The following is a 22863-nucleotide window of genomic DNA, read 5'->3' as shown; positions in this document are numbered from 1 at the left end:
GGGGCGGCCCCAGGGCCGCCCCAGGCCGTCTCAGGGGTGCGTCAGCTGCCCGGCCTGGCCGCCCTGCCGCCGTATCCGCTCCTGCTCACGAGTGGTGGCGCGCTCCTGGCGCCGGGCCGCGCGCCGCTCGCGGCGGAGCGTGCGGGCCGTGCTGCTCGGCTCGGAGACCACGCCGTTGCGCTGGTTCCACACCTGGCGGGTCACCAGGACGTCGACCGCGCTCCAGGTGGCCACCACCGTGCTCGCCACGCTGCTGATCACCATCGGGAACGCCAGCCAGGACTCCGCCATCGTGCAGAGGAACGCCACCATGCCCAGCATCAGCGTGACGGCGACGATGATCACCGCCCGGACCGCCGCCGTCCGCACCGGATCCGGCATCCGGTACCGCTTGGCCGGCTCCTCCACCCACAACGGCCGGTACTGCGGCTGCTGTTGACGCACCGTCGAGCGCACCGCCGCACCGTCCTCGGGCGCCGAACGCCGCTGAGCCGTCCCCATCAAGGTGTCACTCCCCACCGCCGGCAGACCTCGCACCGAGGTCCCACGACCCCGGCTCCCCAGTGGCTGCCCGGCTTGCTGTGTTTTACGCCGCCCGGATGCCGGATGCGGCTCCTGTGGCTGAATCCGCACCCATCACCCATGTACAAGGACGATCGAACTCGCCCGATGATTCCCCAACCGAGGAAAAATTCCGGCCAACTGATCCTTCGTGACGATCCCGCCCCACTCGCGTGAAGCGGGCGCGATCGTGGTGGCAATCTCCCGCAATGCCCGGACAACTCATCCTGTCCGTCCGTCATGTCGGGTCACCGAGGCGGAAGTTCACCGTCCGGACAGTTCTTCGAGTTATCCCTGTGACGGTAGTAGGCTCGCGCCGTTTGTTGACGTACATGTGTACCCCCGGCCGGCGGGGGTCGAGCTGGGGGAGGCCATGCGCTTTCGCGGGAAGTCGATCCGCCGGAAGATCGTGGCGCTGCTTCTCGTGCCGCTGGTGTCCCTGACGGCCGTCTGGGGCTTCGCGGCCGTGCTCACCGGACGTGAAGTCACCCACATGTTCCAGGTGTCGTCGATCGTCGAGGACCTCGGCTATCCCACCGAGGACGCGGTGCGCGCCCTCCAGCAGGAGCGCCGGCAGACCCTGGTCTACCTCGCCGACCCGCGGGCGTCCGACGCGCTCACCGCCCTGAACCGCACGCGTGCCGCCACCGACGAGACAGTGGCCGAACTCCGCAGGAACGCCGGGAAACAGAACGTGCGCGACGGTCTGGGCGCCGACGACGGCGAACGCCTCACCGCCGAACTCGACGCCCTCGACGGCATCGACCCCCTGCGCCGCAGCGTCGAGCAGGGCACCGTGGACCGCGGCCAGGCCCTCGCCCTCTACGACGCCGTCGTCGACCCCTGCTACACCCTGCTCGGCGCCCTCGGCGGGATCGACGACGTCGAGATGGACAAGCAGGCCCGCGCCCTCGTCAACATCACCCGCGCCCGGGAGCTCGTCTCCCGTGAGGACGCCCTGCTCGGCTCCGCGCTGGTGGTCGGGAAGGTCTCCCGCGAGGAGACCCGCGAGATCTCCGACCTGATCGCCCAGCGCACCCTCCTGTACGACATCAGCCTGCCGCTGCTGCCGGCCGGCGAACGCGACCGCTTCGACCGCTTCTGGCGGAGCGCCACCACCGCCCCGCTGCTGGCCGCCGAGAGGTCGGCCGTCGCCGCCGGGTCCGGCATGCCGAACGACGTCGACGCGAAGAGCTGGGACACCACCGCGGGCAATGTGCTCGACGAACTGCGCACCCTCGACGACCAGGTCGGCGACCGCTTCCGGGAGCGCATCCGGCCCGTCGCCGTCAACGTGATCGTGCAGGCGGCCGTCGTCGGTGTCCTCGGCCTGGTCGCCGTGCTGTTCTCGCTGGTCGTGTCGGTCCGGGTCGGCCGCAGCCTCATCCGCGACCTGCGGCTGCTGCGCCAGGAGGCGCACGACGCGTCCGGGGTGCGGCTGCCGAGCGTGATGCGCCGGCTCTCCGTGGGTGAACAGGTCGACGTGGAGACCGAGGTCCCGCGCCTGGAGTACGACAAGAACGAACTCGGCGAGGTCGGCCAGGCCCTCAACACCCTGCAACGCGCCGCGGTGGAGGCCGCCGTCAAACAGGCCGAGCTGCGCTCCGGCGTCTCCGAGGTCTTCGTCAACCTCGCCCGCCGCAGCCAGGTCCTGCTGCACAAGCAGCTCACCCTGCTCGACACCATGGAGCGCAGGACCGAGGACACCGACGAACTCGCCGACCTCTTCCGCCTCGACCACCTCACCACCCGTATGCGCCGGCACGCCGAGGGCCTGGTCATCCTCTCCGGCGCCGCCCCCTCCCGGCAGTGGCGCCGGCCCGTCCAGCTGATGGACGTGGTGCGTGCCGCCGTGGCCGAGGTCGAGGACTACGAGCGCATCGAGGTCCGCCGGCTGCCCCGGGTCGCCGTCACCGGTCCCGCCGTCGCCGACCTCACCCACCTCGTGGCCGAACTCCTGGAGAACGCGACGGTGTTCTCGCCGCCGCACACCGCGGTGCAGGTCCTCGGCGAACGCGTCGCCAACGGCTTCACCCTGGAGATCCACGACCGGGGTCTCGGCATGGCGGCCGAGGCACTCCTCGACGCCAACCTGCGGCTCGCCGAGACACCCGAGTTCGAGCTCTCCGACACCGACCGGCTCGGCCTGTTCGTGGTCAGCCGCCTCGCCCAGCGCCAGAACGTCCGTGTCTCGCTCCAGCCGTCCCCCTACGGCGGCACCACCGCCGTCGTCTTCATCCCCGACGTGCTGCTGACCGACGACGTCCCCGACACCAACGGCGTCGGCTTCCGCCTCGACCGTGGCCGCCCGGCCCGGGAGGCCGAACCCGACGCGAGCCGCGCCCTCTCGCCGGCCCAGTCGCCGGCCCAGCGGACCGGACTCCCGGCCGCCCTGCTGGACGGCCCGGTCGAACTGGAGGCACCCGTCGACCTGGACGCGCTGGACGGCTTCCCGGGCGCCATCACCGACGACGACAGCGAGCGTGGCGGGCTGTTCCGGCACCGCCGCTCCGTCGCCCGCGCCGACACCGCGCCGGCCGTGACCGAACTCCACCAGTCGGCCCAGCAGAGCGCCGACGGCTTCGGGGGCGAGCACCCCGGCGGCCCCGCGCCGCTGCCCGGACGGCGTACGCCCAAGCTGGTCAGCTCGCACGGCAGGCCCGTCACCGAGCAGCGGTCCCGCCGCACCGAGCCCGACAGCCGGGACGACCGGGGCGAGCGGGACCGGGCCGACCAGGGCCGCCCCGAGCCGGGCGGACTCGCCCCGCTGCCCTCCCGCCGCCGCACCGACCCGTCCGCGCGTCGCGCCATCGGCTCCGCCGACCGGGTCGAGGAACGCCCGGCGCCCCGGGCCGGCGGCCCGGACGAACCCCCCGCCCTGCCCCGGCGCACCCGCCGCCCCGCGACCGCCTCCGGCAGCGGCGGCGGCACCGAAGACTCCGTCCCGCCTCCAGGCAGCACACCCCCGGAGGCCGTGTCCGGCACCCGGCCGCTGCCCAGGCGGGTACGGCAGGCCAACCTGGCCCCACAGCTGCGACAGGAACCCGCAGCACCCGCCGCGCGCGAACCCGACCCCGCCGAGCGTGACGCCGACGAGGTACGCAGCCGCATGGCCTCGCTCCAGCGCGGCTGGCAGCGCGGCCGTGCGGAGAACGCCGAGGACGACGGTTCCCGCACCAGCACAGCACGAGGAACGACTAAGGGGGACGGTCGATGACCGATCCGAAGGCGACCGGCCACACGGCGACGAACAAGGGCGAGCTGAACTGGCTGCTGGACGACCTCGTGGACCGGGTCGCCAGCATCCGCAAGGCCGTCGTGCTCTCCGGCGACGGCCTGCCCACCGGTGTCTCCAAGGACCTCACCAGAGAGGACAGCGAGCACCTGGCCGCAGTGGCCTCCGGCTTCCACAGCCTCGCCAAGGGCGTGGGCCGGCACTTCGAGGCGGGCAGCGTCCGGCAGACCGTCGTCGAACTCGACGACGCGTTCCTGTTCGTCACGGCCGCCGGTGACGGCAGCTGCCTCGCGGTGCTCTCCGACGCCGACTCCGACGTCGGCCAGGTCGCGTACGAGATGACGCTGCTGGTCAAGCGGGTCGGCGTACATCTGGGGTCCGTTCCGCGCACCGATCTGCCCTCGGGCGGGTAGTGGGATGACATGAGCGGAGACGGTCAGGGAAGAAGTCACTGGTTCGACGACGAGGCCGGACCGGTCGTCCGTCCGTACGCCATGACACGGGGCCGCACCACCAGTGCGGCCCAGCACCGGCTGGACCTGATCGCGGTGGTCGTCACGGAGCCGCACGCGGACGACACCGAGGACGACCGGACGCTGTCCCCGGAGCACGTGGACATCGTCGAGCTGTGCCGCGACGCCCCGCAGTCGGTCGCCGAGCTGGCCTCGGAGCTCGACCTGCCCGTCGGAGTGGTCCGGGTCCTCATCGGCGACCTCGTCGACGGGGAACTCGTCCATGTCAACCGGCCGGTACCCCCGGCCGAGCTGGTGGACGAGAGTATTCTGCGCGACGTGATCAACGGCCTCCGGGCGCTGTGACCGGCGCGGAAGCGGAGTAGTGACGTGACAGGCTGGCAGTTCTGGGTCGACCGCGGCGGTACGTTCACCGACGTCGTCGCGCGGCGCCCGGACGGCCGGCTGCTCACCCACAAACTGCTCTCCGACAACCCCGCGCGGTACGCCGACGCCGCCGTGGCCGCCGTGGACGAGATCCTCGCCGGCTCCGGCGAACCCGTCGACGCCGTCCGGATGGGCACCACGGTCGCCACCAACGCGCTTCTCGAACGCAAGGGCGAGCGCACCCTCCTCGTCATCACGCGCGGCTTCCGCGACGCCCTCCGCATCGCCTACCAGAACCGGCCCCGCATCTTCGCCCGCCGCATCGAACTCCCCGAACTGCTGTACGAACGGGTCGTCGAGGCCGACGAGCGGATCGCCGCCGACGGCACCGTCCTGCGCGCACCCGACCTGGACGCGCTGGCGGGCCCGCTCCGCGAGGCGTACGGCGACGGGATCCGCGCGGTCGCCGTCGTCTGCATGCACAGCCACCTGTACCCCGCCCACGAGCAGGCCATCGGCGAGCTGGCCGCCCGCACCGGCTTCCCGCAGATCTCGCTGTCCAGCGAGGTCAGCCCGCTGATGAAGCTCGTCCCGCGCGGCGACACCGCCGTCGTCGACGCCTACCTGTCGCCCGTGCTGCGCCGTTACGTCCGCCGGGTCGCCGACGAACTCGAAGGCGTACGGCTGATGTTCATGCAGTCCAACGGCGGGCTCGCCGAGGCCGGGCAGTTCCGCGGCAAGGACGCCGTCCTGTCCGGCCCGGCAGGCGGGATCGTCGGCATGGCCCGGATGTCGCGGCTCGCCGGCTTCGACCGGGTCATCGGCTTCGACATGGGCGGCACCTCCACCGACGTCTCCCACTTCGCGGGCGGCTACGAACGGGTCTTCACCACCCAGATCGCGGGCGTCCGGCTGCGCTCCCCGATGCTGGACATCCACACCGTCGCCGCGGGCGGCGGCTCGGTGCTGCACTTCGACGGCTCCCGCTACCGGGTCGGCCCGGACTCGGCCGGCGCCGACCCCGGCCCGGCCTGCTACCGGGGCGGCGGCCCGCTGGCCGTCACCGACGCCAACGTCATGCTCGGCCGGATCCAGCCGGCCCACTTCCCCCAGGTCTTCGGGCCGGGCGGGGACCAGCCGCTGGACGTCGGCCTGGTCCGGGACCGCTTCACCGGGCTGGCCCGCGAGATCCGCGAGCGGACCGGCGACGACCGCACCCCCGAACAGGTCGCCGAGGGCTACCTGAGCATCGCCGTGGCCAACGTCGCGGGCGCCGTGAAGCGGATCTCCGTCCAGCAGGGCCACGACGTCACCCGTTACGCCCTCACCACCTTCGGCGGGGCCGGTGGACAGCACGCGTGCATGGTCGCCGACTCGCTCGGCATCCGCACCGTCCTGGTGCCGCCCATGGCGGGCGTCCTGTCCGCGCTCGGCATCGGGCTCGCGGACACCACCGCCATGCGTGAACAGTCCGTCGAGGCACCCCTGGACCCCGCCGCCATGCCCGGCGTCCGCAAGACCGCCGACGACCTGGAGGCCGCGGCCCGCGCCGAACTCCTCGCCGAGGACGTTCCGCGGGACCGCGTCGAAGTCACCCGCCGCGCCCAGCTCCGCTACGACGGGACCGACACCACCCTGACCGTCGAGCTCACCGAGCCCGACGCGATGAAACACGCCTTCGAAGAACGTCATCGCGCCACGTACTCCTTCACGCTCGACCGCCCGGTCGTCGTCGAAGCCCTCTCCGTGGAAGCCACCGGCATCACCGAACCCCCCGATCTCTCCGCCCTCGCCCCGTACCAGGGCAGCCCCGGCACACCGGGGACCGTCCGCCTCCACACCGGCGGCACCTGGCGCGACGTACCTCTCCACCGCCGCGAGGAACTACCCCCCGGCGAAACCGTCACCGGCCCGGCGATCATCACCGAGGCCGGTGCCACGACCGTCGTCGACGACGGCTGGCGGGCCGCGGCGACCGACGACGGGCATCTGGTCATGGAACGTGCGACGGTCACGCAGAGTTCCGATCTCGACACGAAGGCCGACCCGGTCCTGCTGGAGGTCTTCAACAACCTCTTCATGTCGATCGCCGAACAGATGGGCGCCCGACTGGAGTCGACGGCCCAGTCCGTCAACATCAAGGAGCGTCTCGACTTCTCCTGCGCCCTGTTCGACCCGGACGGGAACCTGGTGGCCAACGCCCCGCACATCCCCGTCCACCTGGGCTCCATGGGCACCAGCGTCAAAGAGGTCATCCACCGTCGCGGCACCTCGATGCGCCCCGGCGACACCTATGCCGTCAACGATCCGTACCACGGCGGCACCCACCTGCCCGACGTCACCGTCATCACGCCGGTCTTCGCCACGCAGGGTGACCGGATCCTCTTCTACGTCGCCTCCCGCGGCCACCACGCCGAGATCGGCGGCATCGCCCCGGGCTCGATGCCCGCGAACAGCCGCACCATCGACGAGGAGGGGGTCCTCTTCGACAACTGGCTGCTCGCCGAGAAGGGCCGGTTCCGCGAGGCCGAGACGCACCGGCTGCTCGCCGGGGCCCGCTACCCCTCCCGCAACATCCGCACCAACCTCGCCGACCTGCGCGCCCAGATCGCCGCCAACCGCAAGGGCGTCGACGAAGTCGGCCGGATGATCGAGGAGTTCGGCCTCGACGTCGTGCAGGCCTATATGCGGCACGTCCAGGACAACGCGGAGGAAGCGGTCCGCCGGGTCGTCGACGCCCTGGACGACGGCGCGTACGCCTACGAGACCGACTCCGGCGCCGTCATCCGGGTACGCGTGCGCGTGGACCGCGGCAACCGGCGCGCCACCATCGACTTCACCGGCACCTCCGCCCAGCTCGCCACCAACTTCAACGCCCCGTTCGCCGTCGTCAACGCGGCCGTGCTGTACGTGTTCCGCACCCTCGTCGCCGACGACATCCCGCTCAACGACGGCTGCCTGCGCCCTCTCGACATCGTTGTACCGCCCGGTTCCATGCTCGCCCCCGAGCCGCCGGCCGCCGTCGTCGCGGGCAACGTCGAGACCTCCCAGGCCATCACCGGCGCCCTCTACGCGGCGCTGGGCGTCCAGGCCGAGGGCTCCGGGACCATGAACAACGTGACCTTCGGCAACGAACGCCACCAGTACTACGAGACCGTCGCCTCCGGATCGGGGGCCGGCGACGGCTTCCACGGCGCGAGCGTCGTACAGACCCACATGACCAACTCCCGGCTCACCGACCCGGAAGTCCTGGAGTGGCGGCTGCCCGTCCGCCTCGACGAGTTCGCCGTACGCGAGGGCAGCGGCGGCGCGGGCCGCTGGCACGGCGGGGACGGCGCGGTCCGCCGCGTCCGCTTCCTCGAACCCATGACCGTCTCCACCCTCTCCCAGCACCGCCGCGTCCCGCCGTACGGCATGGCGGGCGGCGCACCCGGCGCGCTCGGCGCCAACCGGGTGGAGCGGGCCGACGGCACGGTCACCGGACTCGGCGGCAGCGATGCCGCGGACGTCGGCCCCGGTGACGTACTCGTCATCGAGACCCCGGGCGGCGGCGGATACGGACGCCCCGCGCCCGGCACCCGGTCCCGTCAACTCCCCCCAACCCATCAGGCCCGTCAACAAGGCCGTCAAGCAGGAGAAGAAATCGATGATCTTCGGGAGATCTGAGCGCGGCAAGTCACCGGTCGAGCCGGTCACGCTCAAGATCCTCGTGGCCGGCGGCTTCGGTGTGGGCAAGACGACCCTGGTCGGCGCGGTCAGCGAGATCAGGCCGTTGCGCACCGAGGAACTGCTCACCGAGGCCGGGCGACCGGTCGACGACACCTCCGGCGTCGAGGGCAAGCACACCACCACCGTCGCCATGGACTTCGGCCGCATCACCCTGCGCGAGGACCTGGTGCTGTACCTGTTCGGCACGCCCGGTCAGGAACGGTTCTGGTTCATGTGGGACGAGCTGGCCGAGGGCGCGCTGGGAGCCGTCGTGCTCGCCGACACACGCCGTCTGGAGGACTGCTTCGCCGCCGTCGACTACTTCGAGCGGCGCTCCATACCCTTCCTCATCGGCGTCAACTGCTTCGAGGACGCGGCACGTTACCCGGTGGAGTCGGTCCGCAAGGCCCTCGACCTCGACCCGGAGGTACCGGTCGTGCTGTGCGACGCCCGGGACCGCGAGTCGGTCAAGGAGGTGCTCATCGGCGTCGTCCGGCATGCGATGGCGTACGGGGCGGGCCACCGGCAGTCCGTCACCACCTGAACGGCGGCGGCACGGCCCGTACCCCCGCCGACCGGGGTACGGGCCGTGGTCCAGGGGTGGTTACTCGCCCTCCTCCAGCCAGCCGAAGCTCTTCTCGACCGCCCTGCGCCAGTTCGCGTACTCCTTCTCGCGCACCGAGGCCGCCATGGCGGGTGTCCACTCCGCGTCCTTCTGCCAGTGCGACTTGAGCTCGTCGAGGTCGTTCCAGACGCCGGTGGCCAGGCCGGCCGCGTAGGCGGCGCCCAGGCAGGTCGTCTCGGAGACCCGGGGCCGGATCACCGGTACCCCGAGTACGTCGGCCTGGTGCTGCATCAGGAGATCGTTCCCGGTCATGCCCCCGTCCACCTTCAGGGTGGTGATCTGTACCCCGGAGTCCTGGTACATGGCGTCCACGACCTCCCGCGTCTGCCAGCTGGTCGCCTCCAGGACCGCGCGCGCGAGGTGCGCCTTGGTGACGTACCGGGTGAGCCCGGTGACCACCCCGCGCGCGTCGGAACGCCAGTAGGGCGCGAACAGGCCGGAGAAGGCGGGGACGATGTAGGCGCCGCCGTTGTCGTCGACGCTCGCCGCCAGGGTCTCGATCTCGTCGGCCGTCCGGATGATGCCGAGCTGGTCGCGGAACCACTGGACGAGCGCGCCCGTGACGGCGATCGAGCCCTCCAGACAGTAGACCGGCGCCTCGGTGCCGATCTTGTAGCCCATCGTCGTCAGCAGCCCGTTCTTGGACGGCACCGGCCGGTCACCGGTGTTGAGCAGCAGGAAGCTGCCCGTCCCGTAGGTGTTCTTCGCCGTGCCGACGTCGTAGCAGGCCTGGCCGAAGACCGCGGCCTGCTGGTCGCCCAGCGCGGATGCCACCGGCACCCCGGCGAGCTGGCCCACGGCGGTGCCGTACACCTCGGCGGACGACCTGATCTCGGGCAGTACCGCCTCGGGGATGCTCATCGCGGCGAGGATGGCGGGGTCCCACCGGAGGGTCTCCAGGTTCATCAGCATGGTGCGTCCGGCGTTGGTGACGTCGGTGACGTGGCGGCCGCCGTCGGTGCCGCCGGTGAGGTTCCAGATCAGCCAGGAGTCGATGGTCCCGAACGCGATCTCACCGCGCTCGGCCCGGTCCCGCAGCCCCGGCACGTTGTCCAGCAGCCAGGCCGCCTTGGGCCCGGAGAAGTAGCTGGCCAGGGGCAGGCCGGTCTGCTCGCGGAAGCGGTCCTGGCCGTCGCTGCCGCCGAGTTCGTGGCACAGGGCCGCGGTGCGGGTGTCCTGCCAGACGATCGCGTTGTGCACGGGCTTTCCGGTGGCGCGGTCCCACAGGACGGTCGTCTCACGCTGGTTGGTGATGCCCAGCGCGCTCAACTGGTCGGGGCGCAGCCCCGCGTTGGCCAGCGCCCCGGCCACCACGGCCTGCACCTTGGACCAGATCTCGGTGGCGTCGTGCTCCACCCAGCCCGGCTTGGGGAAGATCTGGCGGTGTTCGCGCTGGTCGACGGCGACGATCGCGCCGCCGTGGTCGAAGATGATGCAGCGGCTCGACGTGGTGCCCTGGTCGATTGCGGCGACGTACTTCTCGGCGGTGTCCGTCATGGCTGCCCCTTGGTCGCTGGGTCGGAAGGCTGCGTGGGTGGGTGGGCCGCGTCGGGCCGGGGCGCGTCGGGCCGGAGGATCGCGCCGAGTCAGAAGGCCGCGTTGTAGATCAGGCCCGCGAGCACCCCGCCGATCAGGGGCCCGACCACCGGTATCCAGGCGTAACCCCAGTCCGAGGTGCCCTTGTTGGGGATGGGCAGGAAGGTGTGCACGATCCGGGGGCCGAGGTCGCGCGTCGGGTTGATGGCGTAGCCGGTGGGGCCGCCGAGCGACAGTCCGATGCCGACCACGAGCAGGGAGACGATCAGTACGGTGGTGCCGGACTCGCCGAGCCCCTTGGTCAGTCCGAACGCGAGGATCGGCAGGACGAGCGCGATCGTCGCGATGATCTCGGTGACGAGGTTGGCGACCGGGTTCCGGATCTCCGGGATGGTGGAGAAGATGCCGAGGGTCGGCGTCGGCTCCTCTCCCGACTCCTCGTCGGGCACGTTGGCCTGGAACTGGGCCAGGTAGACGAGGTACGTCAGGACGGCGCCGAGTATCGCGCCGACGAGCTGGCCGAGCAGATAGACCCAGACCCTGCCCCACTTCCCGGTGTCGACGGCGATGCCGATGGTGACGGCGGGGTTGAGCTGTCCGCCGGAGAGGGGAGCGGCGGTGTAGGCGCCGGCGAGGACGCCGAAGCCCCAGCCGAACGCGATCACCACCCACCCCGAGGCCCGGGCCTTGGAGTGTCTGAGCGTGACCGCCGCACAGACACCGGCACCGAACAGGATCAGGATGGCCGTGCCGATGACTTCGCCGACGAAGATGTCTCCGTTGCTCATGGCGGCTCCTAGGGCGCTGGCCGGGGATCGACCCCGGCGCATTGAGCAGGAACGGTTCCCTTGGCGACGTCAGCCGAAGGCAGGGAAGGTCCCGCGCCCCGCCCGGCGTCAGTGACGAGCGTGCCGTGGCGGCCGAATCGCCCATGGGGGACGGGCCTTGAGATCAGGAGCGGCCCATGGCGCAGTGCCTGAATACGCCGAGAATGTACGGCGATGTCGACCGACACCGGAAGTTTTCACCGGCACCAGGGGAGCGTCAAGGTCGCCGACGGCAACGATGACAGGCAACCCCCCGGAGGACAGCTGTCACGGCTCCACCGCCACGTACCCGGCCTGCGCCGCGCAGCGCCTTGGCGGCCCTCGTCCAGCAGGGCCCGCTGCGGCACGTGCGGGTACGGCGGGACGATGTCGAGGGTGACCGCCCAGGGCCTCCGGCCTGCCTCGCGGACGGCTTCCGGCAGCGGGCCGGCGAGGATGTCGCCGGTCTCGGGGCGGGCTGCGCACGGGAGCATGACGGCGCCGTCGGCGCATGCCCAGGGGCAGTTCATGAGACGTTCGCGCGCCCTGTCGGGGTGCTCGCACGGGGCAGGGCCCGCCGCCGTCGCACCCGTTCCGTCAGCGCACCGCTATCACCGACGAGCCGTGTCCGAACAGGCCCTGGTTGGCCGTGATCCCCACGCGCGCGTGCGCCACCTGCCGGTCGCCCGCCGCGTCCCGCAACTGCCAGGTCAGCTCGCAGACCTGGGCGATCGCCTGGGCCGGCACCGCCTCCCCGAAGGACGCGAGCCCACCGCTGGCGTTGACCGGTATCCGGCCGCCGAGGGCCGTGGCGCCCTCGCGCAGCAGCTTCGCGGCCTCGCCCTCGGCGCACAGCCCCAGATCCTCATACCACTGCAACTCCAGCGCGGTGGACAGGTCGTACACCTCGGCGAGGGAGAGCTCATCGGGGCCGATGCCCGCCTCCTCGTAGGCGGCCCGCGCGATCGACGCCCGGAAGGACTCCGAGGGAGGCTCCACCGCCGCCGCGGAGTCCGTGGCGATGTCCGGCAGGTCCGGCACCGTGCTCGGATAGCGGGGCGTGACGGTGGACACCGCACGGATCCGTACCGGCCGCGCCACTCCGTGCCGGTGGGCGAACTCCACGCTGGAGAGGACCAGCGCGGCCCCGCCGTCCGAGGTGGCGCAGATGTCCAGCAGCCGCAGCGGGTCCGCGACCACCTGGGAGGCGGCGACCTCCTCGGCGGTGACCCGCTTGCGGTAGCGGGCGTTCGCGTTGAGCGCTCCCAGGGCCGCGTTCTTCACCTTGACCAGGGCGAAGTCCTCGGGAGTGTCCCCGAACAGCGCCATCCGGCGGCGCGCGTACAACCCGAAGTACGTCGGATTCGTCGCCCCCAGCAGCCGGAAGCGCAGCCAGTCGGGATCGTCCGGCCGGTCTCCTCCAGCGGGCCGGAAGAAGCCCTTGGGTGCCGCGTCCGCGCCCACCACGAGCACCACGTCCGCGAGTCCCGCGAGGATCTGGGCCCGCGCCGCGGCGACCGCCTGGGCCCCGGACGCGCACGCCGCGTACACGCTCGTGACCCGGGCCCCCTGCCAGCCCAGCGCCTTCGCGAAGGTCGCGCCCGCCACATAGCCGGGATATCCGCCGCGCACCGTGTCCGCGCCCACGATCGAGCCGATGTCCCGCCACTGGAGTCCGGCGTCCGCGAGCGCCGCGCGGGCCGCCGCCGCCCCGTACTCGACGAAGCTCCGCCCCCACTTGCCCCAGGGGTGCATGCCCACGCCGAGCACCGCCACGTCCGCCGTCATGCCGTCACCCCCGTCGGCCGCCAGTGCCAGGTCGTCCAGGTCGTCTCCGCGTCCTCGCTCAGCACTCCGGTGACTGCCTCGACCTCCATGCCCACCGCCAGATCGGCGGCGGTGATCCCGGGAACCGCCTGCCCGAGCACCACGATCCGCTCGGACTCCAGCTCCACAGCGATCAACGCGTACGGCTCCCACGGAAGTTCCGGGTCGCTCACATAGGGTGACGGGGGACGGTACCTGCTGTCGGTGTACGACCAGATCCGTCCGCGCCGGGAGAGCGGGACCTCCTCCAGGCCGCCGCCCGCGCACCCGGGGTTGCGGCAGTGCGCGTCCTCGCGCGGGAAGAAGACCGAGGCGCAGGCCGCGCAGCGGGTACCCAGCAGCCGGAACCCGTCCCCCTCGCCCGTGAACCAGCCGTCGACCGCCGGTGTGCGTGTACGCGGCAAAGCTCCTCCAGGGCACTCGGATCTGACGGAACGTCAGAAGTGTGCCACGGGCCGCCGGAATTGGGCAGGCCGCGCCGCCGGATCCGGCCGCCCCGCCCGCCCGGGGCGCCCGGCCGCCGGATGTCGGTTCACTTCCGGAGGGCGGCATTCCCCTGACCGTAAGACGTCGTTCTCCTGATCGGATAAAGTCCGCGCGTGTCCGAAAATCAGCACCCAATTGCCAACTCCGCTCCGGGCTCGCACTGTTCGAGCTGTGGAGCGGCCTACGGGGCGGGAATCTCCGGCTGGCCCCGCACCTGCCGGGCCTGCGGCCAGGTCGCCTACCGCAACCCGCTGCCGGTGGCGATCGCCCTCCAGCCCGTCTACGACACGAAGGGCACCGCCCTGGTCGTCATCACCCGCACCGTGGCCCCCGCGCGCGGCGGCACCGCACTGCCCGGCGGTTTCGTCGACGACCGCGAGGACTGGCGGCACGCCGTCGTCCGTGAGCTCAAGGAGGAGACGGGCATCGACGCGGCCGCCCGCGACGTACGGCTCGTCGACGCCATGAGCTCACCCGACGGCCACCTGCTGCTGTTCGGGCTCCTCCCGGAACGCCCGGCCGAGGGCCTTCCGCCGTCGGGCGCGACCGACGAGACGGAGGGCTGGCACCTGCTGCGCCGCGCCGAGGAACTCGCCTTCCCGTTGCACAGCGTGGCCGTACGCGCGTGGTTCGAGGGCCGCTACTGAGCCCTCCGGCTCAGCCCAGCCCCCTGACCCGGACGGGACGGGACGGCTTGCTCACGCCGCTCTCGTCGTCGCGCCGGATCACCACCCGCCGGCCCTCCCAGCGGGTGACGTAACGCTCGATCTCCGGCTCGTCCCAGCCGTCGCCCGCGTCCGGCACGAACAGTCCGCCGCCCGTCCGTCCCCGGACGGGCGCCCACACCTCAAGCCGTGTCCCGCCGTCCTCGTCCCGCACGGGCAGGACGGCACCCGCACGCGCCAGCACCGGGATCCGCGACAGCGGGGCGTCGACGAGCACCTGTCCGGGCCCCTCGTACACCTTCTCGGTCACCGTGTCGTACCAGCGCCCCCGGGGCAGCTGCACCGCACGCCGGTCGGCGCCCGGGTCCAGCACCGGGGCCACCAACAGGCTGTCGCCCAGCAGGAAGGCATCCTCGCAGTCGCGCAGCGCCCGGTCCTCCGGCGCACCCCACCACACCGGCCGCACATACGGCGCTCCGGTGCGCCGGGCGAGCTGCGCCAGCGTCATGAAGTACGGCAGCAGACGCCGCCGTTCGAGCAGCGCCACGCGCGCGTGCTCCAGCACCTCGGCCCCGAACTCCCACGGCTCCCGGCGCCCCGCCCGCATGCTCGCGTGGGTGCGGAACAGCGGCAGGTACGCGCCCAGCTGGAACCAGCGCAGAAACAGCTCCGGCGTCGGACTCCCGTCGAAACCGCCCACGTCAGTACCCGAGTACGGCACTCCGCACAGCCCGAGCCCCAGCACCAGCGACAGGGACGCGCGCAGCCCCGGCCAGCCGGTGGCGACGTCACCGGACCACGTGCCCCCGTAGCGCTGCACACCGGCCCAGCCCGAGCGGGAGAACAGGAACGGCCGCTCCCCGGGCGCGAGTCCGCGCAGGCCCTCGTAGGCCGCCCGCGCCATGCCGAGCGCGTAGACGTTGTGCGCCTCCCGGTGGTCGCCGCCGCGCCCCTCCAGGGCGTGCCGTGCCGAGCGTGGCAGCGTCGACTCGCCGAAGGCGCTGAACGACGTCGGCTCGTTCATGTCGTGCCAGAACCCGGCGAAGCCCTGCGCGAGCCGCTCCTCGTACAGCCCGCCCCACCACGCGCGCACGCGCGCGTCCGTGAAGTCGGGGAAGACCGTCTCCCCGGGCCACACCACCCCCTCCACGGTCCGCCCCGACGCATCACGGACGAAGGCGTCGATCGCCACCCCGCTGTCGTGGACCGCGTTGCCCTGCTCGGCCTTGACCGCCGGATCGACGATCGACACCAGCCGGATCCCGTCCCGCCGCAGCTCCTCCGCCAGCGTCGCCAGCTTCGGGAAGCGCTCGTGGTCGACCGTGAACACCTGGTGGGCGTCGAAGTGGTCGATGTCCAGATGGACGGCGTCCAGCGGCAGCCCGCGCTCCTGGTAACCGGCGACGACCCGCCGTACCTCCTCCTCGCTGCCGAAACCCCAGCGCGCGTGGTGATGGCCCAGCGCCCAGGCCGGCGGCAGCGCGGGCGCGCCGGTGAGCGAGGCCCACGCGTGCAGCACGCGCGCGGGGGTGCCCGCCATCACCCAGCAGCGCAGCGGACCGCCGTCCATCCGCAGCTCGCACCGCCCGGTCCGGTCATGGCCGGAACCGGCCCCCTCCTCGCCCTCCCGGAGGCTCACCGTCCCGTCCCAGGAGGTGTCGTGGAACACCAGATGCACGGCGGCGTCCGCCACCACCAGTTGCACGGGCATGGTGATGTACAGCGGATCGTCGGCGGGTCCGAAGGCATGTCCGGGGTCCGTGTTCCACAGCCGGTAGGTGCCGTCCCGCAGCCGCGGCCCCGAGGCGCGCCCGCCCAGCCCGAAGAACCGCGCGTCCGCCGCCACCTCCGACCGCTGCACCCAGCGCGCCGCGCCCCCGCCCACCGGCTCCCACCAGCGCGGCGGCAGATCCCGCCGCAGCATCACGCCACCGGGCGTGCACACCTCCACCGCGCCGTGCCGCGAGACGCTCACCGTCACCCGCTCCGCCACGACCCGCCAGCCGCCGTCCGTGTCCGGCTCCAGGACCGCCCGCGGATCCGGCTCCGGGCAACGGCCCGCGAGCGCGTACGACGGCTCCGGACCGGCCCCGTCCCAGCCCCAGAAGACCGCCCCGTTCACGGCGACCGTGATCCGCAGCTCGGACCGGCTGAAGCGGATCACACCGCCCCCCGGCCCCGGCTCCACGCCCTGCACCAGCCCCGGCACCCGGGCGCGCTCGGCCCCCCGCGGGGGCAGCCCGGCGGCATCGATCCGCTTTCTGCGCCACGCGGCCCGTACGGTACGCAACCCCTGAGCCGCCTTCCCCGAACCGACCACTCTCACCGAACGCACCAGGTCACGACCGTCCATGCTGCTCACCCTGCCACTCGGCACCCCGCGCGCGCGTGCCGTTCAACTGCCGTTCACCCATGCCGGGACCACTTCTTCACGACACGGACCCGGTCGCCCGGAGCGTCCCGCGCGGTTCCGATGATCTAGGTCAGGCATCTTAGGTTCAGGCCGGGGGCCTGTGGGCGAGGGGGGCCGGGAGAGCTCTCGGGCTGAACTACGTATGTGGTTTCAGCCCATATCGTCACGGCTCGAACTATGTGGAGCACACCCTGGTGTAGAAGTCGATCACGTGGCATCGTCCCTGTCAGCCGCTCACGCGCACACCCCAGCCCGTGCGCGTCCGACGCACACCAGCGCAGAAGTCCGGGAGCCGCCCCATGTCGACCGCGAACCCCCAGCCGCTCTGGCGGCCCGATCCGCAGCGGATCGCCCAGGCACGCATCACCAGGTTCCAGTCCTGGGCGGCGGAACGCCACGGCGCCCCCTCGGACGGCGGGTACCCGGCCCTGCACCGCTGGTCCGTCGACCGCCTGGACACCTTCTGGCAGGCCGTCACCGAATACTTCGAGGTGCGGTTCTCGACGCCCTACGCGCGCGTGCTCGGCGACCGGGCGATGCCCGGCGCCGAGTGGTTCCCCGGCGCCACCCTGAACTACGCCGAGCACGCCCTGCGCGCCGCCGCCACCCGCGCGGACGAACCCGCGCTCCTGTACGTCGACGAGACCCACGAACCCCGCCCGGTCACCTGGGCCGAGCTGCGCCGCCAGGTCGGTTCTCTGACCGCCGAACTCCGTGCCCTCGGCGTCCGCCCCGGCGACCGCGTCAGCGGCTACCTCCCGAACGTCCCGCAGGCCGTGGTCGCCCTGCTCGCCACCGCCGCCGTGGGCGCCGTCTGGACCTCCTGCGCCCCCGACTTCGGCGCCCGCAGCGTCCTGGACCGCTTCCAGCAGGTCGAACCCGTCGTCCTGTTCACCGTCGACGGCTACCGCTACGGCGGCAAGGAACACGACCGACGCGAGACCGTCGCCGAACTCCGCCGCGAACTGCCCACCCTGCGCGCCGTCGTGCACATCCCGCTGCTCGGCACCCCGGCCCCCGAAGGCGCCCTGGAGTGGTCGGCCCTGACCTCCGCCGACACCGAACCAGAGTTCGAGCAGGTCCCGTTCGACCACCCCCTGTGGGTGCTCTACTCCTCCGGCACCACCGGCCTGCCCAAGGCCATCGTCCAGTCCCAGGGCGGCATCCTGGTCGAACACCTCAAACAGCTCGGCCTGCACTGCGACCTGGGCCCCGAGGACCGCTTCTTCTGGTACACCTCGACCGGCTGGATGATGTGGAACTTCCTCGTCTCCGGCCTCCTCACCGGCACCACGATCGTCCTGTACGACGGCAGCCCCGGCTACCCCGACACCGGCGCCCAGTGGCGCGTCGCCGAACGCACCGGAGCCACCCTCTACGGCACCTCCGCCGCCTACGTGATGGCCTGCCGCAAGGCCGGCGTGCACCCCTCCCGCGACTACGACCTCACACGGGTGAAGTGCGTCGCCACCACCGGCTCCCCGCTGCCCCCCGACGGCTTCCGCTGGCTGCACGACGAGTTCGCAGCGAGCGGGGCCGACCTCTGGATCGCCTCCGTCAGCGGTGGCACCGACGTGTGCTCCTGCTTCGCGGGCGCCGTACCCACGCTCCCCGTGTTCACCGGTGAACTGCAGGCACCCGGCCTCGGCACCGACCTCCAGGCCTGGGACCCGGCCGGCCACCCCGTCATCGACGAAGTGGGCGAACTGGTCGTCACCAACCCCATGCCGTCCATGCCGATCCGCTTCTGGAACGACCCCGACGGCAGCCGCTACCACGAGAGCTACTTCGAGACCTACCCCGGCGTGTGGCGCCACGGCGACTGGATCACCGTCACCGCACGCGGCTCGGTGATCATCCACGGGCGCTCCGACTCCACGCTCAACCGCCAGGGCGTACGGATGGGCTCGGCCGACATCTACGAGGTCGTCGAGCGCCTCCCCGAGATCAAGGAGTCCCTCGTCATCGGCGTCGAACAGCCCGACGGCGGTTACTGGATGCCCCTCTTCGTCCATCTGGCACCGGGCGCGGACCTCGACGAGGCCCTGCTGGACCGCATCAGGCGGGCCATCCGCGAACAGCTCTCGCCCCGGCACGTCCCCGACGAGATCATCGAGGTCCCCGGCGTCCCGCACACCCTCACCGGAAAGCGCATCGAGGTCCCGGTCAAACGTCTTCTGCAGGGCACGCCGCTGGAGAAGGCCGTCAACCCCGGGTCCATCGACAACCTCGACCTGCTGAGCTACTTCGAGGACCTGGCCCGCAAACGCGCCTGAACTCACCCCAGAGCGCGCTCACCCGACGCAGCCGGCCTCGGACCCGCCCAGACGGCGAAGTCCGGGGCGAGCCCCGCCCGGCCGGCAACCGGAGGCGGGCCCCGCCGCCACCCACCGGTTCATCCGCTCACCCCGTGCGACCCGATCCCACGCCCGGTCAGCTCCCCGGCCAGGACGCCCACCTCGGGGTCCACGGACTCGCCCGGTCCGCCCGGCGCAGCATCGGCCCCCGCGCCGTCACCGCCGCCTTCCACACCCATTGTCAGTGGTGCCGGTTACTGTGAGTGAGCATTGATCGACCGCACACAGGGGGAACCATGGCGCGCACCGACCACCGGACCATGCGACGCGTCCTGCGCCGCGAAATCGCCGGCACCATCGGTCTGTTGACCGACGAGCACGACTTCCGCGCCATGCGGCGCTACCGCACCTTCACCTTCGACGACCACCTCACCTACCTCCGCCAGATGGAGGCCCTCCTCAGGACCCGCGCCGCCGAGGGCACCCAGACCACACTCGCCCTGTTCGACCCCGAGGAGTACGCCGAGTTCTGCACGGTCACCGGACTCGACGCGGACAACCCGGCCAGCCGCACCCGCTTCACCGCCGAACTCGCGGCCACCGGCGCCACCGTCCCCTACGACGGCCGCCCCCTCACCGACCTCGTCCCCGCCCTCGTCGACGAGGCGGTACGACAGGCCACCTGGGAGTACGCCAGTACCCTCCTCGCCCGCCTCGGACCCTGCCCCACCTGCGGCGAGGACATCGGACGCGCCGCCTTCACCCGCGCCTCCCACCTCCTGAGCCGCATCCTCGACACCGCCCCGGCAGGCAACCGGCACCTCGTGTGCAGCGTCTCCGGACCACCCGAAACCCTCGTCACCGTGCTCCACGCCGACCGGAACGACGAGGGCACCACCCACCTCGACGAGGCGGAAGCCCTCGAGTTCACCAGCGTCCTCGCCCTCGGCCTCGCCACCCGCAGCCCCGGCGGGCTCGTCATGCGCACCAGCGCCCCCGCCGCCCCCGACCGCGTCTACGGCTGGCGACTGCGCGGCAACAGCCTCGACCCGCTCACCGCAGGCGAGGTCTTCGACGCCTACTGCACCGACGTCGAGTCCGGAGACCTCGTCTCACCGGAATCGGACGTCGACTACTGCGCCCCGCCCGACCTCGGCGACCAGGGGACGGCACCCGGCCACCACCACTGAAACCACCAGGGGCGCCCCACAGCGGTGGGGCGCCCCTGGACAGACAGCCGGTCACGGCCGCGGCCGACTACTCGCCGGACAGCACCGCCTGAGCCGCCACGCGGGCCTCCTCCGCGCTGTCGGTGGCACGCGCGGCCGCCGCGGCCCGTTCGCACTGGGCCAGCGTGCACTTGGCCAGCATCGACCGTACATAGGGAATCGACGCCGCACCCATGGAGAGCGAGGTGACCCCCAGACCCGTCAGCACACACGCCAGCAGCGGATCCGACGCGGCCTCACCGCACACGCCACAGCTCTTGCCCTCGGCCTTCGCCGCCTCCGCCGACAGCGCCACCAGGTCGAGCAGCGCGGGCTGCCACGGATCCTGCAACCGGGACACCGCGCCCACCTGACGGTCCGCGGCGAACGTGTACTGCGCCAGGTCGTTCGTCCCCAGCGACAGGAACTCGACCTCCTGGAGGACCGAGCGGGCCCGCAGCGCGGCCGACGGAATCTCCACCATCGCGCCGAACTTGGCCCGCAGCCCCGCCTCCCGGCAGGCGTCCGCGAACGCCTTCGCGTCCGCACGGTCCGCCACCATCGGCGCCATCACCTCAAGGTGGACGGGCAGCCCCTCGGCCGCCTTCGCCAGCGCCGTCAGCTGGGTGCGCAGCACCTCGGGGTGGTCGAGCAGCGTCCGCAGACCACGCACACCCAGCGCCGGGTTCGGCTCGTCCGCCGGAGTCAGGAAGTCCAGCGGCTTGTCCGCGCCCGCGTCCAGCACCCGCACGACGACCCGGCCCTCGGGGAACGCCGCCAGCACCTGGCGGTAGGCCTCGACCTGCTTCTCCTCGGAAGGAGCGCTCTTGCTGTCGTCCAGGAACAGGAACTCGGTACGGAACAGACCGACGCCCTCGGCACCGGCCGCCACCGCGGCCGGCACATCCGCCGGCCCGCCCACGTTGGCCAGCAGCGGCACCTTGTGCCCGTCCGCGGTCGCACCCGGGCCGGTCGACGCGGACAGCGCCGCCTTCCGCTCGGCGGCCGCCGCCTGGAGCGCCGCCTTCTTCTCCGCACTCGGGTTCACGAAGATGTCGCCGGTGCTGCCGTCGACGGCGACCACGGTGCCCTCGGCAAGTTCACCGGCACCCGGCAGCGCCACCACGGCGGGCACCCCGAGCGCCCGCGCCAGGATCGCGCTGTGGCTGGTCGGCCCGCCCTCCTCGGTCACGAAACCAAGCACCAGGGTCGGGTCGAGGAGCGCCGTGTCGGCCGGCGCCAGATCCCGCGCCACCAAGACGTACGGCTCGTCGCTGTCCGGGACACCCGGCATCGGAACGCCCAGCAGACGGGCGACGATACGATTCCGCACATCGTCCAGGTCGGCCACCCGGCCGGCCAGGTACTCACCCGCGGCGGCCAGCAGCTCGCGGTACGCGGCGAACGCGTCGTACACGGCACGCTCGGCGGTGCTCCCGACGGCGATCCGGCGCTCTACGTCGGACATCAGCTCGGGGTCCTGCGCCATCATGGCCTGCGCCTCGAGGACCGCCTGGGCCTCGCCGCCCGCCAGATTGCCGCGCGCCATCAGATCGGCGGCCACCGCGTCCACGGCCTGCCGGGCGCGCCCCTGCTCGCGCTCCGCCTCTTCGGCCGGGATCTGCTTGGCAGGCGGCTCCAGCACCGCCGTTCCCATGTGCCGAACCTCGCCGATCGCCACACCGTGGCTCACGCCGACGCCTCGCAGCGTTGTCTCCATCTCACCCGTCTCCGATAGTGCGGCGGGTCCCGCCGCCGCGGTGGTTGTCGTGGTCGCCGCCCTCACCGTCGTAGGACGGCACGGCAGCGGGGTCGTCGGTCCGAGACGCGTCAGCTCCAGGCGAAGAGGATGTCGCCCGCCTTCACGTCACCGTCTTCGTTGACGTCGGAGAGCGAGTCGGCCGTGGCCTCCAGGGCCACGACGGGGCAGACCGGAGACTTGCCGGCGGCCTCGACCTCGGCCGGGTTCCAGCGCACCACGGCCTGGCCGCGGGTCACGGTGTCCCCCTTGTTGACGAGAAGTTCGAAGCCCTGCCCGTTGAGCTGCACCGTGTCGATACCGAGGTGGGTGAGCACGCCGTGACCCTCCCCGTCGACGACGACGAACGCGTGCGGGTGCAGAGAGACGACGACGCCGTCCACGGGCGCCACGGCCTCGGAAGGCTCACGCGCGGGGTCGATGGCGGTACCCGGGCCGACCATGGCCCCGGCGAAGACCGGATCAGGCACGGCGGCCAGTCCGACGGTACGTCCGGAGAGAGGGGACGTCACGGTGGTCATGGGAAGCCTCCCAGAAGTGGTGCTGCGTACGGGCCGTCACTGCGTTCCGGACGGCACTGAGCAGCAGCGTATGTCATATGAAGTGGCGGTTCCGCATGGAAGCTACCAGCTAGTGGTCTAGACCACCAGCCTATTCGATTTGCACGGGCTTCGAGGCTCCGTGTACAGTCGTACTCCTGCTTGAGACCAGGCGGCGCGGTAAAGCGTGGCCACTCGGCAGCACCCAAACTTGTCGGATCCTAACTCGGGATCATCTTCCGCATGCCTGCGGGACGGTGGTCAGGGGGCCGGAAAAACACTGATAGAGTTTGGAACACCGAAGGGAAGCCCGGAGGAAAGCCCGAGAGGGTGAGTACAAAGGAAGCGACCGTTCCTTG

Annotated in this window: 16 protein-coding genes; 8 read left to right on the top strand and 8 right to left on the bottom strand. The window is 72.1% G+C overall.

Going from position 1 to position 22863, the window contains the following annotated elements:
• Positions 1 to 30 precede the first annotated feature (30 nt).
• Entirely contained in the window at positions 31 to 501 is a 471-nt protein-coding gene (locus IEZ11_RS40640; protein WP_189268077.1) for a hypothetical protein, read from the bottom strand.
• A gap of 433 nt (positions 502 to 934) precedes the next feature.
• Here IEZ11_RS40640 and IEZ11_RS40635 point away from each other — a divergent pair, with 433 nt between their 5' ends.
• Genes IEZ11_RS40635 through IEZ11_RS40615 form a run of 5 tightly spaced genes read left to right on the top strand, consistent with a single transcriptional unit; the run spans position 935 to position 8887 of the window.
• Entirely contained in the window at positions 935 to 3778 is a 2844-nt protein-coding gene (locus tag IEZ11_RS40635) for a sensor histidine kinase (protein ID WP_189268076.1), read from the top strand.
• Positions 3775 to 4209: a roadblock/LC7 domain-containing protein gene (locus tag IEZ11_RS40630; protein ID WP_189268075.1), complete on the top strand. Its 435-nt coding sequence runs from the start codon at positions 3775 to 3777 to the stop codon at positions 4207 to 4209. Before IEZ11_RS40635 ends, IEZ11_RS40630 begins: the two co-directional genes overlap by 4 nt.
• 9 nt (positions 4210 to 4218) lie before the next feature.
• A complete protein-coding gene (locus IEZ11_RS40625) occupies positions 4219 to 4614 on the top strand; it encodes a DUF742 domain-containing protein (RefSeq protein WP_189268074.1) in 396 nt (131 codons plus the stop codon).
• Positions 4615 to 4638: 24 nt separating this feature from the next.
• Positions 4639 to 8301, top strand: coding sequence for a hydantoinase B/oxoprolinase family protein (locus IEZ11_RS40620; protein WP_229713663.1), 3663 nt, complete (start codon positions 4639 to 4641; stop codon positions 8299 to 8301).
• Positions 8282 to 8887: a GTP-binding protein gene (locus tag IEZ11_RS40615; RefSeq protein ID WP_189268073.1), complete on the top strand. Its 606-nt coding sequence runs from the start codon at positions 8282 to 8284 to the stop codon at positions 8885 to 8887. Before IEZ11_RS40620 ends, IEZ11_RS40615 begins: the two co-directional genes overlap by 20 nt.
• Positions 8888 to 8947: 60 nt before the next feature.
• Here the strand turns inward: IEZ11_RS40615 and glpK are convergent, their stop codons facing one another.
• From glpK to IEZ11_RS40595, 4 genes are all read right to left on the bottom strand, one after another.
• A complete protein-coding gene (glpK, locus tag IEZ11_RS40610) occupies positions 8948 to 10465 on the bottom strand; it encodes a glycerol kinase GlpK (RefSeq protein ID WP_189268072.1) in 1518 nt (505 codons plus the stop codon).
• Positions 10466 to 10554: 89 nt separating this feature from the next.
• Positions 10555 to 11292: an MIP/aquaporin family protein gene (locus tag IEZ11_RS40605; RefSeq protein ID WP_189268071.1), complete on the bottom strand. Its 738-nt coding sequence runs from the start codon at positions 11290 to 11292 to the stop codon at positions 10555 to 10557.
• 615 nt (positions 11293 to 11907) lie between these two features.
• The gene (locus IEZ11_RS40600) at positions 11908 to 13098 is read right to left on the bottom strand and encodes a lipid-transfer protein (RefSeq protein ID WP_189268070.1); all 1191 of its coding nucleotides are present in this window, start codon (positions 13096 to 13098) and stop codon (positions 11908 to 11910) included.
• Positions 13095 to 13541, bottom strand: a complete 447-nt coding sequence (locus tag IEZ11_RS40595) for a Zn-ribbon domain-containing OB-fold protein (RefSeq protein ID WP_189268069.1) — start codon at positions 13539 to 13541, stop codon at positions 13095 to 13097. Before IEZ11_RS40595 ends, IEZ11_RS40600 begins: the two co-directional genes overlap by 4 nt.
• A gap of 195 nt (positions 13542 to 13736) precedes the next feature.
• Between IEZ11_RS40595 and IEZ11_RS40590 the strand changes: the two genes are divergently transcribed.
• The gene (locus IEZ11_RS40590; protein WP_189268068.1) at positions 13737 to 14270 is read left to right on the top strand and encodes an NUDIX domain-containing protein; all 534 of its coding nucleotides are present in this window, start codon (positions 13737 to 13739) and stop codon (positions 14268 to 14270) included.
• A 10-nt stretch (positions 14271 to 14280) separates the two neighbouring features.
• Here the strand turns inward: IEZ11_RS40590 and IEZ11_RS40585 are convergent, their stop codons facing one another.
• Positions 14281 to 16641 carry a glycoside hydrolase family 31 protein gene (locus IEZ11_RS40585; RefSeq protein ID WP_189268067.1) on the bottom strand — a complete coding sequence of 787 codons (2361 nt, stop codon included), beginning with the start codon at positions 16639 to 16641 and terminating at the stop codon, positions 14281 to 14283.
• A gap of 359 nt (positions 16642 to 17000) precedes the next feature.
• On the opposite strand from IEZ11_RS40585, the gene IEZ11_RS40580 reads away from it, so the two are divergent.
• Positions 17001 to 18977: an acetoacetate--CoA ligase gene (locus IEZ11_RS40580; protein WP_189268066.1), complete on the top strand. Its 1977-nt coding sequence runs from the start codon at positions 17001 to 17003 to the stop codon at positions 18975 to 18977.
• Between the two features lie 317 nt (positions 18978 to 19294).
• A complete protein-coding gene (locus IEZ11_RS40575; RefSeq protein WP_189268065.1) occupies positions 19295 to 20188 on the top strand; it encodes a DUF8829 domain-containing protein in 894 nt (297 codons plus the stop codon).
• 67 nt (positions 20189 to 20255) lie between these two features.
• Here IEZ11_RS40575 and ptsP read toward each other — a convergent pair whose 3' ends face one another.
• Positions 20256 to 21926 carry a phosphoenolpyruvate--protein phosphotransferase gene (gene ptsP / locus IEZ11_RS40570; protein ID WP_189268064.1) on the bottom strand — a complete coding sequence of 557 codons (1671 nt, stop codon included), beginning with the start codon at positions 21924 to 21926 and terminating at the stop codon, positions 20256 to 20258.
• A gap of 110 nt (positions 21927 to 22036) precedes the next feature.
• The gene (locus tag IEZ11_RS40565; protein ID WP_189268063.1) at positions 22037 to 22486 is read right to left on the bottom strand and encodes a PTS sugar transporter subunit IIA; all 450 of its coding nucleotides are present in this window, start codon (positions 22484 to 22486) and stop codon (positions 22037 to 22039) included.
• Positions 22487 to 22863 lie beyond the last annotated feature (377 nt).

Source organism: Streptomyces fuscichromogenes, from assembly GCF_014645815.1.
In the GTDB taxonomy this organism is placed as follows: Bacteria; Actinomycetota; Actinomycetes; order Streptomycetales; family Streptomycetaceae; genus Streptomyces; species Streptomyces fuscichromogenes.
Note: the sequence above shows the minus strand (reverse complement) of the source record. Positions and strands in the feature narration are given on the sequence as shown.